This is a genomic window from Microbacterium sp. CFBP 8794 (assembly GCF_014841235.1).
Taxonomy (GTDB): domain Bacteria; phylum Actinomycetota; class Actinomycetes; order Actinomycetales; family Microbacteriaceae; genus Microbacterium.
On sequence record NZ_JACYTT010000005.1, the window covers coordinates 91,261 to 104,841 of the forward strand.

At 71.2% G+C, this 13,581-nt stretch carries 15 protein-coding genes; 7 read left to right on the forward strand and 8 right to left on the reverse strand.

Annotated elements, in window-relative coordinates:
- Nucleotides 1–20: 20 nt before the first annotated feature.
- The gene (locus tag IFU19_RS14420; RefSeq protein ID WP_192212036.1) at nucleotides 21–971 is read left to right on the forward strand and encodes a manganese catalase family protein; all 951 of its coding nucleotides are present in this window, start codon (nucleotides 21–23) and stop codon (nucleotides 969–971) included.
- 204 nt (nucleotides 972–1,175) lie between these two features.
- Nucleotides 1,176–1,604 (forward strand): MarR family winged helix-turn-helix transcriptional regulator, encoded by a 429-nt coding sequence (locus tag IFU19_RS14425; protein ID WP_192212037.1) that lies wholly within the window; start codon nucleotides 1,176–1,178, stop codon nucleotides 1,602–1,604.
- Nucleotides 1,605–1,674: 70 nt separating this feature from the next.
- Here the strand turns inward: IFU19_RS14425 and IFU19_RS14430 are convergent, their stop codons facing one another.
- Nucleotides 1,675–2,115: a DUF2000 domain-containing protein gene (locus tag IFU19_RS14430; RefSeq protein ID WP_192212038.1), complete on the reverse strand. Its 441-nt coding sequence runs from the start codon at nucleotides 2,113–2,115 to the stop codon at nucleotides 1,675–1,677.
- A gap of 48 nt (nucleotides 2,116–2,163) precedes the next feature.
- Here IFU19_RS14430 and IFU19_RS14435 point away from each other — a divergent pair, with 48 nt between their 5' ends.
- Nucleotides 2,164–2,943, forward strand: a complete 780-nt coding sequence (locus tag IFU19_RS14435) for a helix-turn-helix transcriptional regulator (RefSeq protein ID WP_192212039.1) — start codon at nucleotides 2,164–2,166, stop codon at nucleotides 2,941–2,943.
- Nucleotides 2,944–2,956: 13 nt separating this feature from the next.
- On the opposite strand, the gene IFU19_RS14440 is transcribed toward IFU19_RS14435, so the two are convergent.
- From IFU19_RS14440 to IFU19_RS14450, 3 genes are all read right to left on the reverse strand, one after another.
- The gene (locus IFU19_RS14440; RefSeq protein ID WP_192212040.1) at nucleotides 2,957–3,946 is read right to left on the reverse strand and encodes a putative zinc-binding metallopeptidase; all 990 of its coding nucleotides are present in this window, start codon (nucleotides 3,944–3,946) and stop codon (nucleotides 2,957–2,959) included.
- Nucleotides 3,947–4,094: 148 nt separating this feature from the next.
- A complete protein-coding gene (locus IFU19_RS14445; RefSeq protein WP_192212041.1) occupies nucleotides 4,095–5,393 on the reverse strand; it encodes an ABC transporter permease in 1,299 nt (432 codons plus the stop codon).
- On the reverse strand, nucleotides 5,390–6,097 hold the full coding sequence (locus tag IFU19_RS14450) for an ABC transporter ATP-binding protein (RefSeq protein WP_192212042.1): 708 nt from the start codon (nucleotides 6,095–6,097) through the stop codon (nucleotides 5,390–5,392). Before IFU19_RS14450 ends, IFU19_RS14445 begins: the two co-directional genes overlap by 4 nt.
- A gap of 130 nt (nucleotides 6,098–6,227) precedes the next feature.
- On the opposite strand from IFU19_RS14450, the gene IFU19_RS14455 reads away from it, so the two are divergent.
- On the forward strand, nucleotides 6,228–7,436 hold the full coding sequence (locus IFU19_RS14455) for a histidine kinase (protein WP_192212043.1): 1,209 nt from the start codon (nucleotides 6,228–6,230) through the stop codon (nucleotides 7,434–7,436).
- On the forward strand, nucleotides 7,433–8,098 hold the full coding sequence (locus IFU19_RS14460) for a response regulator (RefSeq protein ID WP_192212044.1): 666 nt from the start codon (nucleotides 7,433–7,435) through the stop codon (nucleotides 8,096–8,098). Before IFU19_RS14455 ends, IFU19_RS14460 begins: the two co-directional genes overlap by 4 nt.
- A gap of 17 nt (nucleotides 8,099–8,115) precedes the next feature.
- Here IFU19_RS14460 and IFU19_RS14465 read toward each other — a convergent pair whose 3' ends face one another.
- Nucleotides 8,116–8,328: a hypothetical protein gene (locus tag IFU19_RS14465; RefSeq protein ID WP_083285677.1), complete on the reverse strand. Its 213-nt coding sequence runs from the start codon at nucleotides 8,326–8,328 to the stop codon at nucleotides 8,116–8,118.
- A gap of 142 nt (nucleotides 8,329–8,470) precedes the next feature.
- Between IFU19_RS14465 and IFU19_RS14470 the strand changes: the two genes are divergently transcribed.
- Complete coding sequence (locus IFU19_RS14470) at nucleotides 8,471–8,815, forward strand: YnfA family protein (protein WP_055937258.1); 345 nt, start codon at nucleotides 8,471–8,473, stop codon at nucleotides 8,813–8,815.
- Nucleotides 8,816–9,113: 298 nt separating this feature from the next.
- Nucleotides 9,114–9,509, forward strand: coding sequence for a hypothetical protein (locus IFU19_RS14475; protein WP_055835373.1), 396 nt, complete (start codon nucleotides 9,114–9,116; stop codon nucleotides 9,507–9,509).
- A gap of 128 nt (nucleotides 9,510–9,637) precedes the next feature.
- Here IFU19_RS14475 and IFU19_RS14480 read toward each other — a convergent pair whose 3' ends face one another.
- The 3 genes from IFU19_RS14480 to IFU19_RS14490 all read right to left on the reverse strand — a co-directional run bounded on the left by IFU19_RS14480 (nucleotide 9,638) and on the right by IFU19_RS14490 (nucleotide 13,536).
- Nucleotides 9,638–11,473 carry a Na+/H+ antiporter gene (locus IFU19_RS14480; RefSeq protein ID WP_192212045.1) on the reverse strand — a complete coding sequence of 612 codons (1,836 nt, stop codon included), beginning with the start codon at nucleotides 11,471–11,473 and terminating at the stop codon, nucleotides 9,638–9,640.
- 63 nt (nucleotides 11,474–11,536) lie between these two features.
- A complete protein-coding gene (locus tag IFU19_RS14485) occupies nucleotides 11,537–12,799 on the reverse strand; it encodes an MFS transporter (protein ID WP_192212046.1) in 1,263 nt (420 codons plus the stop codon).
- Nucleotides 12,796–13,536: an ArsR/SmtB family transcription factor gene (locus IFU19_RS14490; RefSeq protein WP_213016649.1), complete on the reverse strand. Its 741-nt coding sequence runs from the start codon at nucleotides 13,534–13,536 to the stop codon at nucleotides 12,796–12,798. The genes IFU19_RS14485 and IFU19_RS14490 overlap by 4 nt, the downstream gene beginning before the upstream one ends.
- Between the last annotated feature and the right edge of the window lie 45 nt (nucleotides 13,537–13,581).

Consider the following 13,581-nt stretch of genomic DNA (forward strand, 5'->3'; position numbering starts at 1 on the left):
CATTCCCCCTCGGAGGCACCATGTATTTCCACCTGCAGGAATTCATCAATGAAATCGCCCAGGACGAGCCCGATCCGGCGGCGGCCAATGCCCTTCAGGAGGGCTTGGGCGGTCAATTCGGCGAGATGCGCACGATGATGCAGTACCTCTTTCAGAGCATCAACTTCCGTGGCCCGTCCGGCAAGGCGTACAAGGATCTGATCCAGGGCATCGGAACCGAGGAGATCAGCCACGTCGAACTCATCGGCACCACGATCTCCCGCCTGTTGGACGGCTCTCCCGCGTATCAGGGCAAGCCGGGCGATCCGGTGGATCAGCCGGGAGCCGGCGGCGCGACTCCGCTGAGCATCGCGGTGGATCACAGCAACATCCACCACTACCTCGTCGGTGCTCAGGGTGCGCTGCCCGTGGATGCGGCGGGCAACCCGTGGTCGGGAAGCTACGTCTACAACTCCGGCAACCTCGTGCTCGATTTGCTGTACAACCTCATGCTCGAATCGACCGGGCGCCTGCAGAAGTGCCGGCTGTACGAGATGACCGACAACAAGATGGCGCGCAGCACCATCGCGTACTTGATCGTGCGCGACCAGGCCCATGAGAACGCGTACGCCAAAGCTCTCGAAACGCTCGGGGTGAACTGGCGCACCTCGCTGCCTATTCCGAAGACGAACGCCGAGCAGTTCCCCGAGGTCAAGCGGCTGCTCGACCTCGGTCTGCAGAGCAAGCAGTATTCCTTCGACCTCGGCAACCAGTCCGAGGCGGGCAAGATCTTCCAGGGCGCCTCGCCCTCTCACGACGGAACCCAACTCGACGCCAGCGAGCAGGCGCCCGCCGGCACCCCGATCACCGTGGCGCCCGAACGTCTCGAGGAGTTCTCTCCCGGAGCGGATGCCGAACTGCGCGAACTGATCGAGGCGACGGCCGCGATGGAGATGGCCGACATCGATGCGACCTTCGGACGAATGAAGTAAAGCGTCCCGTCGCAGCGCCGCATCCCGGACCATGGGGGTGCGGCGCCTCGCGTCTGCCGTATCGCGGACGGAGTGCGACGTAAAGGCACCGCGCACCACAATGACCGGGATGTCAAGTGCCCCGCGCCGCGGCGGGTGCCGACGCCCCGCCGGGTACCGTGAGGTGTACACGCGCAGAAGAGCCGCGAAACGAACTGAATCGATATGACGAACGAATCCTCCCCTGTCGTTGCCGCGCTGAACCGATATCTCGTGGAACGGGCGCGCTGTCTCGCCGAGGCCCGCCGCATTCTGGGCTTGAACGAGGTCGACGTCGTCGCCGTGCTGCACATCACCCGGAATCCCGGCATCCGCCCCTCGGAACTGCGGCAGCACCTCGGGGTGACGTCGGCGGGAGTGACCACCATCGTCGACCGCCTCGTGCGCCGAGACATCCTGCGCCGAGAAGTCGACCTCGACGACCGGCGCGCGAACCACATCTTCGCCCAGGTCGATCTGAGCGTCGAACCGTGGGACTGCCTCACCCGTTTCGACGACGCCTTCTCGGCCGCCCTCTCGGGGGTCGACGCGAAACAGCAAGAAGCGGTGGCATCGCTGCTGGACGCGGCGACCGCGGCTGCGGCGCTCGACTAGAACGGATGCCGCGGCCCCTTCGGCCTCGCCGAGGTGCGCGGCTGCACCGCATCGCCTCCGTTCGCCGAACTCAGGCGTGGAACACGGCGCCCTTGAGGATGCGGTCCACGGCGTTGCGCGGACCGCGCACGGCGATGCCCACCAGGTCGAGGTCGGCGGCGGCGACGCCGGCGACGGCGGCCCGATTGGCGGCGTCGTGCGAGGTCGTGAACAGTTCGCGCGTGTAGATCGCCAGGGCGATGTCGTCGCGCGCGGCCGCTTTGGCCCGCGCGCGGCCGAGGAGGCCCGCGTCGGCGGTGAGCACCATCACGGGCTGGCGGAGCATCGGCAGGTAGTCGGTGCCGTCGGCGTCGCGGTAGGGCTCGCCGACGAGGTCGGGCGCACTGGTGGTGATACCCGAAGCGAGGAACGCGGTGACGTTGAGCTCCTGCCAGGCGGAGAGGCCGTCGGCGAGCACCACGACCACCTTCGTGTCGAACAGCGGGGCGGGGGAGACGATGTCGTCGGTCATCCCTCCAGCATCGCGACCGGGCGCCGCGGCGTCTTGTACGTTTCTTGCATGGAGAACCGGGTGCGCGCGTGGCACCCGGACGTGCCGATGCTGCGCGAGGTCTACCACGCGAGCTTCGCGCACAGCTATCCGATGCACACCCACGAGGACTGGGCCGTCATGCTCGTCGACCGCGGCGCGGTGACGTACGCCCTCGACCGCGCGGAGCACCGGGCATCGCCCGCCGCGGTGACCCTGCTGCCCCCGGGCGTCGCCCACGACGGGCGCCCGGCCGTCACCGGGTCGGGGTACCGCAAGCAGGTGCTCTACCTTCGCCGCGACTGGCTCCCCGATGAGCTGACGGGCCGGATCGCGCACCGGCCCACCGTCACCGCGCCGCCCGCGCACGCGGCCGCACGCAGGGTGCACGCGGCGCTGGCGCACCCGGGTGACGAGATGGCGGCCGAGCACTGGCTGCTCGCCGTGCGCGATGCCGTGTACCGCCACGCCGGAACGGCCCGCCCGGCGACGCGCGACGTGCCCCTCGCGCGCCGGCTTCGCGTGCTGCTCGACTCCCGCTATACCGAGTCGTTCACGATCGCGGCGGCCGCCGCCGAGCTCGGCGCCCACCCGAGCCACGCGGTGCGGGTGTTCTCCGACACGTACGGCATCGCCCCGCACCGGTACCTCGTGGGGCGACGGGTCGACGCCGCGCGGCGGCTGCTGGGGAACGGATGCCGTCCGGCCGACGCCGCCGCGCAGACGGGCTTCCACGATCAGGCACACCTGACCCGGCACTTCCGCCGCGTCTGGGGTGTGACGCCCGGCGCGTTCGCGACGCGGTCGTGAGACCCGAGCCCGCTCAGCGCGTGGACAGCAGCGACGCGACGAAGTCGAGCTTGTCGAGCACGCGGTCGGGGAGGGCGAACGGATAGAGGTCGTTCTTGCCCATGGATCGGTTGACCATGTTGAGGGCCACGGACAGCGGCATCCACACCTCGGTGACGAACTCGCGGAAGCGCGGGACCTCCCCGGGGCCCGACACGTTCGTCAGCCCGAAGGTGGAGGCCGTCTCGATCGTGTCGGTGATGTGCAGGACGTGCGCCCACGTCTCGGCGAAGTCCTCGTAGGGGTGCATGCTCGCGTAGGTCGAGATGTACCGCTCCGCCCAGTCGCTCGGCGGGCCCTCGGAGTAGTGGCGGTCGATCTCGGCCTGGTAGTCGGCGGTCTCGTCGCCGAACAGCGCGCGCGCCTCGGTGATGCGGTCGGTGCCCTCGACGAAGACCCACTCGACGTAGTGCCCGACCTCGTGGCGGAAGTGGCCGAGCATCGTGCGATAGGGCTCACCGAGCTGCCTCTGCACGCGCACGCGGTGGGCGTCGTCGCTCTCGGCCAGATCGATCGTGATCACGCCGTCGGCGTGACCGATGGTGACGTTCTCGGCCACGCTCGACAGCAGGTCGAAACAGAGGCCGCGGTCGGGGTCTTCGGCCTTGCTCGCGATCGGGATGCCGAGGCGGTCGAGGTCGACGAGCAGCCACCGCTTCGCGCGTTCGGCGACCGGGTACTGCGACAGACCCCGGGCGTCGGCGTCGTTCGGCCGCACGCGGGTCAGCTCGCAGGCCGAGCATTGCCCGCCCTCGAAGCGGGAGAGCCACGTGCAGCCCGACAGGTTGAGGTTGCGGCAGACGTGCCAGATGAGTCCGGCGGCGTCGACGTACCGGCCCCGGGCATCGACCGGCACGATCTCGGCCTCTTCGAGCGAGTAACCGAGGCCGGTGCCGCACGAGAGGCAGACCGAGTTCTCGAAGAACAGGGGATTTCCGCAGACGCGGCAACGGAACGACTTCACTGCCCGAGCATGACAGACGATCACTCCACCGCCGTCGGGGTTGCGCGGGGCGGCGCAGTGGTCGTGCCGAGATCGCCGCGCGCGAGCGGCGGGCCGGGGCATCGGCATGATCCGCCGCCGCCCCGGCCCGCCGCTCGGCGCACCGCCGTCACTCGTATCGCAGCGACTCCACGGGGTCGGCCCGCGCGGCGCGCGCGGCCGGGAGCGTCCCCGCGAGGAACGCGATCCCCATCACCGCGAGCACGGTCAGCAGAATCGACACCGGGTCGAAGGCGATCAGCTGCAGCCCGGGCAGATCGCTGAACAGGCTCGCCGCGAGCTGCGCGCTGACGGCGGTGCCGACACCGATGGCGATGACGGCGCCGAGAGCGCTGCCCAGCAGACCGATGAAGATCGCCTCGAGGCTGAACAGGGTGAAGACGCGACCGCTGCCCATTCCCATGGCCTTCATCAGACCGATCTCGCGGGTGCGCTCCTGCACCGACATCAGCAGGGTGTTGACGATTCCGAAGCTCGCCGCCAGGAGGGCGATGACCGCGAACGCGTTGAGCACCAGCACGATGCCGTCGATCACCGACTCGAACGTGCCGAGCTGATCGGCGACGGTGGTTCCCGTGTACCCCGCGTCGGTCAGCGCGGCCTTGACCTCGTCGATCTGCGCCGTCGTCGCCGACGACGACACCGTCGCGCTCGCCGAGGCGTAGCGGTCGAGCTGGTCGGCGGGCACGCCGGTGTTCTGCAGGGTGAATAAGGTCTTCTCGAGCGCGGAGTTGGTCGTGAGCGAGGTCGTCCCGCCGAAGGCCGCTTCGGTCACGCCGGTCACGGTCGCCTCGACCAGGTGCTGCGTGCGCACCGGGTCGGTGACGGCGATCGTCACGGTCGCGCCCACCGCGTCGTTCGCGTCGGCGAACCCCAGGGGTGCGACCAGCGCGTCGGGGAGCGCGACCTGCAGCGCGTCGGAGGCATCGTCGGGCGCCGCCCCGTCGGCGATCTGCGGCGTCTGCCCGGCGACGAGACTGCCCACCTGCGCCGTGTAGGGGTCCCCGCCGGGGGCCTCGACGTAGTCGATCGACACCGAGGTCACGGGAACGACCTTCTCCACGCCGGGGAGCTGCGAGACGGTCGCGATGTCCTGATCGGTGAGCGCCGTCACTTCCCCCGTGGCGCCGGGGCGGCCCCCCGTCTGCTGCGCCGAGGCGACGGCATCCGGATCGTACTTCTGCGGCCCGGTCGAGGTCGCCGACGTCGTCTTGGTCACCGTGAGCACGTCGGAGGCCCCCATCGAGGCGACCGTCTTGTCGATGAACGCGTTGATGCCCGTACCGAGGCCGTTCGTGATGGTCAGGGTGAAGGCGCCCACGAAGATCGCCAGCACGGTGAGGATCGTGCGCGTCTTGGAGCGGAAGGTGTTCGCGACGGCGGTCGAGACGAGATCGACGGTTCTCATGCGGCGTGCCGTTCGTCGGCGACGATGAGACCGTCGCGGATCTGCACGCGCCGGTCGCAGCGCGCGGCGAGGTCTTCGTCGTGGGTGACGACGATCAGGGTGATCCCGTGCTCACGATTGAGCCGGAACAGGATGTCTTCGACGACGGCCCCGGTGGCCGTGTCGAGGTTGCCGGTGGGCTCGTCGGCGAAGATCACCTGCGGGTCGTTCACCAGGGCCCGCGCGATCACCGCGCGCTGCTTCTGTCCCCCCGAGAGTGCGGTGGCCTTGTTGCGCGCCTTGTCGTCCATGTCGAGCTCCGCGAGCGCCGCCCGCCCCCGTCGGCTCCGCTCGGCGCGGCCGACGCCCGCGATCTTCAGCGGCAGCACGACGTTGTCGAACACCGAGGCGCTGGGCGTGAGGAAGAACTGCTGGAACACGAAGCCGAACGTCTGGTTGCGGGTGCGGTTGAGCTGACGTCCGCGCAGCGTCGTGGCATCCACTCCGTCGAGGCGCACCGTGCCCCGTGTCGGGGCGTCCATCAGGGCGAGCAGGTGCATGAGCGTCGACTTGCCCGAGCCGCTCTTGCCGATGATCGCGACGCTCTCGCCGCGATGGATGTCGAGGTTCACCCCGCGCAGGGCGTCGAAGCGGGCGGAGCCGCGACCGTACGACTTGTGCAGATCGGTGATCGAGAACAGTGGGGGAGGAGGGTCGGATGCCATGACCTCAGCCTCGTTCGCGGCGAGATCGTGCGCGTCCCACCGCCGGGGCGGTCGTCTACCCCCGGTGGGGGATTCGCGAATGCCCCCGCCAGGCGATGGCCGGGGCCGCAGGACGCGGGAGACTGGAGCCGTGAGGCCCGACGAGACGAACGAGCCGGCGCCGCGCTCGCCGTGGGCCGGTCGGCCCTGGCTGATCGACGTCGTGCTGGTCGTGCTCGTCGCGGTCCCGGCCCTCGCGCCCGTGCCCTTCGCCGAGATGCGGCCGTCGCACCCGTTCGTGCTCGTGCTCGTGCTGCTGCCCGCCCTGGCGCTGCCGTTCCGTCGCCGGGCGCCGCGGGTCGTGCTGGCCGTGAGCGTCGCCGTCTGGATCGCCGCCCTCGCCCTCGGCACGCTCTCGCCGGGCGGGGCGATCGCGATGGTCGTGGCCACCTACGGCATCGCCCACCGCGCGCAGCGGCGCACGTCGGTGCCGGCGACCCTGGCCGCCGTGGGGGCCGTGGTGTCGGCGGGGGTGATCGTCGCCCTCGTCACCGGCATGGACACGCGTGTGCTGCAGGTGGCCCTCTCGCTCGCGCTCGCGGGAGCCGTCGGCGACGCCGCCCGCTCGCGTCGCGCCTACCTCGAGGCGGTGGTCGAGCGCGCCCGTCGCGCCGAGCAGACGCGCGAGGCCGAGGCGAGCCGCCGCGTCACCGAGGAACGCCTGCGCATCGCGCGCGACCTGCACGACGCCGTCGCCCACCGCATCTCGGTCATCAGTTTGAACGCCGGGGTCGCGTCGTCGACGCTCGAGAACCGCCCCGACCGCGCGCGCGAGGCCCTCGCCACCATCCGCACCGCCTCGCGCGACGTGCTCGGCGAGATCGGCACCATGATGAGCCTGCTCCGCGCGCCCGACGACGCCGCCGTGCGCGCGCAGCCCGGGCTCGCGCGCGTGCCCGAGGTGGTCGAGTCGGTGCGGGTCGCCGGGTGGGACGTCGTGGTGCGCGACGAGATCGGAACGGATGCCGAAGCCGCCGGCATCCCGTGGGGGATCGACATCGTGGCCTACCGCGTCGTGCAGGAGGGGCTCACGAACGCCCTCAAGCACGGCACCACCCGCCGCGCCCACGTGCTGCTGCGTCGCGACGGCGATGACCTGGAGGTGGTCGTGACCAATCCGATCGAGCGCGTGCCCGAGGCCGCCGAGTCGGCATTGCCGTCGTCGGGCTTCGGTCTGGTGGGGCTGCGGGAGCGCGTCGACGCGGTGCGCGGCGACCTCGCGGCGGGTCTCGCCCCCGGCGGTTACCGCCTGGCCGCTCGCCTGCCCCTGCCCGCGCGTGCGGGGGAGTCGGGCTCGTGACCACCGCGATCGTCGTCGACGACCAGTCGCTGATCCGCTCGGCCGTGCGCGACCTCCTCGACGCTGCCGACGGGATCTCGGTGGTGGGCGAGGCCGCCGACGGTGAGGCGGGTGTCGCGCTCGCGCGCAGGCTCCGCCCCGACGTCGTGGTGTCGGACATCCGCATGCCGCGCATGGACGGCATCGAGGCGACCGCGGCGATCTGCGCCGATCCCGCGTTGGCCGACACGCGCGTGCTGATCCTGACCACCTTCGAGGAGGACGATTACGTCGTGGCGGCCCTGCGCGCGGGGGCGAGCGGTTTCATCGGAAAGGGCGCCGAGCCCGACGACATCGTGCGGGCCGTGCTGTCGGTGCACGAGGGCGGCGCGCTGCTCTCTCCCGCCGCGACCCGCGCGCTCATCGAGCGATACGTGCGGGCCACCGGCGCCGCCGACGTGCCGACGCCCGCCGCGCTCGACGCGCTCACCGACCGCGAGCGCGAGGTGCTGCTGCACGTGGCCCGCGGTCGCTCGAACGACGAGATCGCGGCGCTGTTGTACATCTCGCCGCACACGGCGAAGACGCACGTGAAGAACACGATGATCAAGCTCGGCGCGCACGATCGGGCGCAGCTGGTGATCGCGGCGTACGAGAGCGGCTTGCTGGCACCCGGGCGGTGAGGCGCGCCGCCGTCGGGTCAGGCCGGTGTGGGCGGCCGGGTCGATGCGCGGGGCGGGTACTCGCGGAGCGAGAGCTCGCGGCTGTCGAACATCCCGCGTCGCGCTCGCACCATCGTCACCCCCTGGTGGCGCAGGTCGTCGGCGTGGTCGACGGTCAGCGGTTCGTGGTGGGCTCTGCGCCATCCGCCGTCGAGCGTGTAGGTGTGGGTCACGGTGCGTGGTCGAGTCATGCTCACCCCCTTGCGGGGAACGGTAGTCCTCTTTCTCCGGTACTACCGAGATGTTCCCTCTCCGTAACCTAAGGGTTCGCAATGAGGTCTTTTCGGGCGCTGTTCGTTCGGAAAACGAGCCTCGGAGGAGAAACTGGGACGCATGACCACCGCGCGTATCGTCGTTCTCTTCGCCCTCGCCGCGGTCGCCGAGATCGGCGGGGCCTGGCTCATCTGGCAGGCGGTGCGCGAGAATCGCGGGTGGTGGCTCGCGCTTCTCGGCATCCTGGCCCTCGGCGCCTACGGCTTCGTCGCGGCTCTGCAGCCCGACGCGCACTTCGGACGGGTGCTGGCCGCCTATGGCGGGGTGTTCGTGGCCGGCTCGCTCGCGTGGGGGATCGTCGTCGACGGGTTCCGCCCCACCTCGTGGGACTACATCGGTTCGGCGGTGGCGCTCGTGGGGGCGGGCATCATCATGCTCGGGCCGACGGCGACGGCGGCGGACTGAGGCTGAATACTTGGTAGACGAGTATTTAGCTAGATGAAGTAAAGCCGAATGTCAACCGACGTCGATCTCGGGGTCCGGTCGGTCACACTCGGGGAATGCACAACGAGAACACCCCCCACGAGGGCCTTGCCGACGACTTCGCCACTACCGACGCCTCGCGCCCCTTCGGCGCCTACCTGTCGGTCATCAACGGCGGCAACTGAGGTCGTCCACGTGCGGGCCTCGGGCTCGTCGCGAGAGGGTCGGATGCCGTCAGGCTCCGGCCCTTCGTCGTGAGAATCGAGAAGAGGAAGACGCCATGAGCCCGCTCACCTTGCGCCTCGAGGGATCGCGCGTCGACGGCATCGCCTCGCTCTACCGGGAACTGGGTCGCGTGCTCATGCCCGACGAGCCGTGGACGCTGGGGGAGAGCCTCGACGCGCTCGACGACCTACTGTACGGCGGGTTCGGTGTGCTCGACGGGGCGGCCCCGGCCCGCGTGACCTGGGTCGACCACGCCGCGTCACGCGCGGCGCTGGGGGTCGAGGCGACTCGGGCGTACTACCGCGCGAAGCTCGAGAGGCCCGAGGTGTACGCCGCGGGACCGGCGCAGAGAGCGCTCGACGCCCTCGACGCGGGAGCGGGCGAGACGTACTTCGACCTCGTGCTGCGCGTGTTCGCCGACCACGAGAACATCGAGCTCGTGCTGGCTTGACGCGGAATCGTCCGCCTGGCGTCGGGGGCGTCATCGCGCCGGCGCACGCCGGAGAATCCGTGCCCGACCACAGGCTTCCGCGTCACCGCGTGGCGATGAGCCCGGTCGAGCCGTCGGGTGCCGCCCGCTCAGTCGTTCGACTTGTCGATTCCGCGCGCGCGGATCTCGTCGAGATCGAGCCCGGCGAGGATCTTGCGCGCGACGAGGTCGTCGATCGTCCCCTCGCGGCGCAGCCGCAGCAGCACCTCGCGCTTGCGGTCGAGCACCGCCAGACGCAGTCGCACGGCCTCTTTGTGGCGCAGCAGCGGGGAACGCTGCGTCACGTCGATGTCGTCGCTGACGGCGATCATCTCGAGCGGGCCGGCGGCGAGCCGCGCGGCGGCGTCACCGGTGTCCATTCCGGCGGCGCCGGCTCCGCCCGTGGCGCCGTTGGTGCCGTCGGGGGGCGCGGGAAGCCGGCGTCGCGGACGGCCCTCGTCCTTCGCCTCGGGCGGGACGGGGCCCATCGTCGAGGACTCTCCGGCGTCGTCGTCGAGCGAGGCGTCGAGCTCGGCCAGGTCGCGTTCCTCGATCGCGCGCTGGCGGGCGACGGCGCGTGCGTTGGCGAGTTCGAGGCGCTCGTAGCCCTCGCGTCGGGCACGGTCGCGCACCCGGTCGCTGATGCCGTGTTCGACGGCGAGGTCGTCGAGTGCCGCCAGCGCGGCGCCCGAGATCGCGCGTTCGGCGAGTTCGTACTCCTCGATCGCGGCGTCGTCGTTGGGGAGCTTCGCCCACCGGATCACGGCCGGCAGCAGCGGCCCCTGCACGAGCAGCGTGAGCACGATGACGCCCGCGGTGACGAAGACCACGGCGTCGCGGCCGGCGACGGGCTCGCCGCTCGCGGTCGTGGTCGGCACCGACAGGGCGATGGCGAGCGAGACGGCGCCGCGGAATCCGGCGACCGTGCTCACCACCCGGGAGCGGTGCCGGAGCGACCGCGACGACCCCGCGGGCGGCCTCGAGAACGGCGAGAAGAGCCACTGGAACAGGTAGCGCACGACGAACAGCACCACCCACGCGGCCACCGTGATCAGCAGCAGCATCCCGATCTCGGACGGCGAGATCTCGTGCAGCACGAGCTGCACCTCGAGGCCGATGAGCACGAACAACGCCCCGTTGAGCAGGTACACGCCGAAGGGCCAGGTGGCGTCGGCCGCTCTTCTCGACATCGCCGTGGTGATGCGCGGCGAGACCCAGGCCACGATCAACCCCGCAAACACGACGGCGAGCACGCCCGACGCCTCGATCAGTTCGGCGATGAGGAAGGCGAGGAACGGCACGAGCAGCAGGGTGAGGTTGATCGTGAGCGTCGACTGCATGCGACGCAGGGCGACGTACGCCAGCGCGGCCACCGCGATGCCCGCGGCCGCACCTCCCACGTACGACAGCAGCACCATGCCCGTGATCGACCACGGCGTGACCTGCCCGCCGAGCAGCAGCGACACCGCGATGGCGTAGAGCACGAGGGCCGTGCCGTCGTTGGTGAGGCTCTCGGCCTTGAGCTTCATGAAGGCCTTGGCGGGCAGCAGTCGACCGAGGGCGGCGACCGCGGTGGCGTCGGGCGGGGCGACGGCGGCTCCGATGACGAGGGCGGCCTCCCACGGCACGCCCATCCAGGTCGCGACACCGGCGACGGCGAACGCCGAGGCGACGACGAGGAGCGTGCTCATCGGGATGATGTAGCGCAGCGACCGGCGGACAGAGCGCAGCGACGTGGTCCACGCCTCGCGGAAGAGCATGACCGGGAGGAACAGCAGCAGCACCGTCTCGGGCGGCAGCTCGATCGCGCGGAGCTCGGGGATGAAGCCCAGCGCCAGGCCGATCACCAGCAGCACGAGCGGCGTCGCCACCCGCAGCCGCGGCGCGAGCACCGTGCCCACCAGCATCGCGAGTCCGAGCAGAACCGTGACTTCGAGTCCCTGCATGCCAACCGCCTTCCCTGCGCCCTCACCACACAGCGTAGAGAGGGGCCCGGACATTCCCGAGGGTCAGGCGGATCCGCGTCGTCCCAACGTCAGCGCGACGAGGCCGGCCACGAGATACAGCGCCCCCTGCACCTGCAGCGAGACGGTGAACGCCGGTCCCGTACCGATGAACCCGCCGACCAGGGTGCCCACCGCCTGCAGGGCGGTCAGTGCGGCGAACAGCAGGCTGGTGACCCGCCCGCGATGACCGGCGGGCGTCTCGCGGTCGACGATCGTCAGCATCGCGGTCATGGCGAGCAGGCCCGGCGCCCCGACCAGCGCGAACAGGGCGACGTACAGCGGGAACCACGTCGTCAACGCCGGCAGGTTCCAGATCAGGAGCGACAGCACGCCGAATCCGAGGATCGAGGCGGCGGCCAGGCGCGCGGGTGCGACGCGTCCGACGACGCCGAGCAGTCCGACGCCCGCCACGAGAGCTCCGATCGCCTGGATGCCGCGCAGCACGCCGATCTCGACGTCACCGCCGCCCAGCACCTGGGGCACGAAGAGCACGAAGAGGATCGAGAACAGACCCTGCGCGAGCGACATGAGCACCGCCACGAGCATGAGACGTCGGAGCACGCGGTCGCCGGCCACGATCGCGAGTCCCGACCCGAGCTCGCCGAAGAACGTGGCGCGCGCGGGGGCGCCCGCGGCGTCGACCTCGAGGGTGCGCAGCGCCGCGGTGTCGTCGTTCGCCGGGGTGGCGGCATCCGGTCGCCGTTTCGCCCGCGCGAAGAGCACGACGGATGCCACGGCGTAGGCACCCGCGGTGGCGACGACGAGGGCGTCGACTCCGCCGAGCCCCAGCGCCAGACCGCCGAGCGGTGCCCCGACCAGGCGCGCGAGACCCGAGCCGATGCCGAGCAGCTGGTTCACGGGTGCGACGTGGTCCGAGGGCACGAGAGCGGCGGCCACGCTCGGCCGCGCGGGTTCGATGATCGCCCCGAGCACCGATTGCACGACCGCGACGAGGGACACGATCCACAGGTCGGCGGCCGAGTCGACGAACAGCAGGGGGAGCACGGCGATCACCTGCAGCGCCGCGGTGCCGCCCATCAGGTGCCAGGGGTCGGCCCGGTCGATGAGCAGGCCCGCGAGCGGGGCGGCCGCCACCGTGAGCACGGCCTGCAGGACGAAGACGATCGAGGTGATCAGCGGCGACCCGGTGACCCCGAGCACGAAGAGGGGCAGGGCGACCAGCAGCATCCAGTCGGCGGTCTCGGCGATCGCGCCCCCCGACATCAGGCGTACGACGCCGGGGAACCGCCAGGTGCCGCCGCTCACGTCGCGCTGTCGGGGGAGGGGAGGTCGGGTGTGCGCGGGGGTCCTGTCTGCGGGTCGGCGGGGTCGTTGCCCCGGGCGCGCGGGCCCATCGCGTCCGCGTTCCGGGCGCGCCGGCCGCTCGAGCCCGCGCCGACCGAGCCCGGGTCGACGAAGCGCGGGTCGACGAAGCGCGGGTCGACGACACCGCGCACCGAGATCGAGGCGACGGCGCTGCCCGCGGGGACGTCGGCCCGGGTCGCACGCACGTAGGGGCGCACGATCGCGTCGATGCGCGCACCGAGGTCGGCGAGTTCGTCGGCGGTGAGCAGGACGGCGTAGTCGCTGATCACCGCCGCTTCGCGCCAAGGTTCGGCGAGGTCGCTCTCGTGCCGCAGGTAGTCGTCGAACCGCGCGTCGGTGTCGGCGAACCAGGCCGAGCGCACCGCGGCGCGCGTGAGATCGTCGGCGGGTCCGCCGCCGGCATCCAGGTCGATGCCCGTGATCGTCGCACGCCAGGGTCGCTTGCGTGCGTCGCCGGTGTCGTCGTCGGATCGCTCGACGAGGCCGAGCCGGGCGAGTTCGCGCAGGTGCCACGAGCAGTTGGATGCCGTCGCCCCGACCACCTCGGCGCATTCGGTCGCCGTCCGGGGCCCGACCGACAGCAGCAGCGACAGGATCGCGAGGCGCGACGGCACCGCGAGGGCGGCGAGCATGGCCGAGGTGGGGACGACCCGGCGCCCGGGAAGATGTGAAGGCACGACTTCATACTATGGGCCGCTGCGCCAGCACGGTGCCACCGCGCA

Coding starts and splice junctions, on each gene's coding strand:
- IFU19_RS14475 (WP_055835373.1), top strand. CDS start 9,114: ATGAGCCCGCTCACCTTGCGCCTCGAGGGATCGCGCGTCGACGGCATC.
- IFU19_RS14435 (WP_192212039.1), top strand. CDS start 2,164: ATGGAGAACCGGGTGCGCGCGTGGCACCCGGACGTGCCGATGCTGCGC.
- IFU19_RS14465 (WP_083285677.1), bottom strand. CDS start 8,328: ATGACTCGACCACGCACCGTGACCCACACCTACACGCTCGACGGCGGA.
- IFU19_RS14470 (WP_055937258.1), top strand. CDS start 8,471: ATGACCACCGCGCGTATCGTCGTTCTCTTCGCCCTCGCCGCGGTCGCC.
- IFU19_RS14430 (WP_192212038.1), bottom strand. CDS start 2,115: ATGACCGACGACATCGTCTCCCCCGCCCCGCTGTTCGACACGAAGGTG.
- IFU19_RS14420 (WP_192212036.1), top strand. CDS start 21: ATGTATTTCCACCTGCAGGAATTCATCAATGAAATCGCCCAGGACGAG.
- IFU19_RS14445 (WP_192212041.1), bottom strand. CDS start 5,393: ATGAGAACCGTCGATCTCGTCTCGACCGCCGTCGCGAACACCTTCCGC.
- IFU19_RS14480 (WP_192212045.1), bottom strand. CDS start 11,473: ATGCAGGGACTCGAAGTCACGGTTCTGCTCGGACTCGCGATGCTGGTG.
- IFU19_RS14425 (WP_192212037.1), top strand. CDS start 1,176: ATGACGAACGAATCCTCCCCTGTCGTTGCCGCGCTGAACCGATATCTC.
- IFU19_RS14450 (WP_192212042.1), bottom strand. CDS start 6,097: ATGGCATCCGACCCTCCTCCCCCACTGTTCTCGATCACCGATCTGCAC.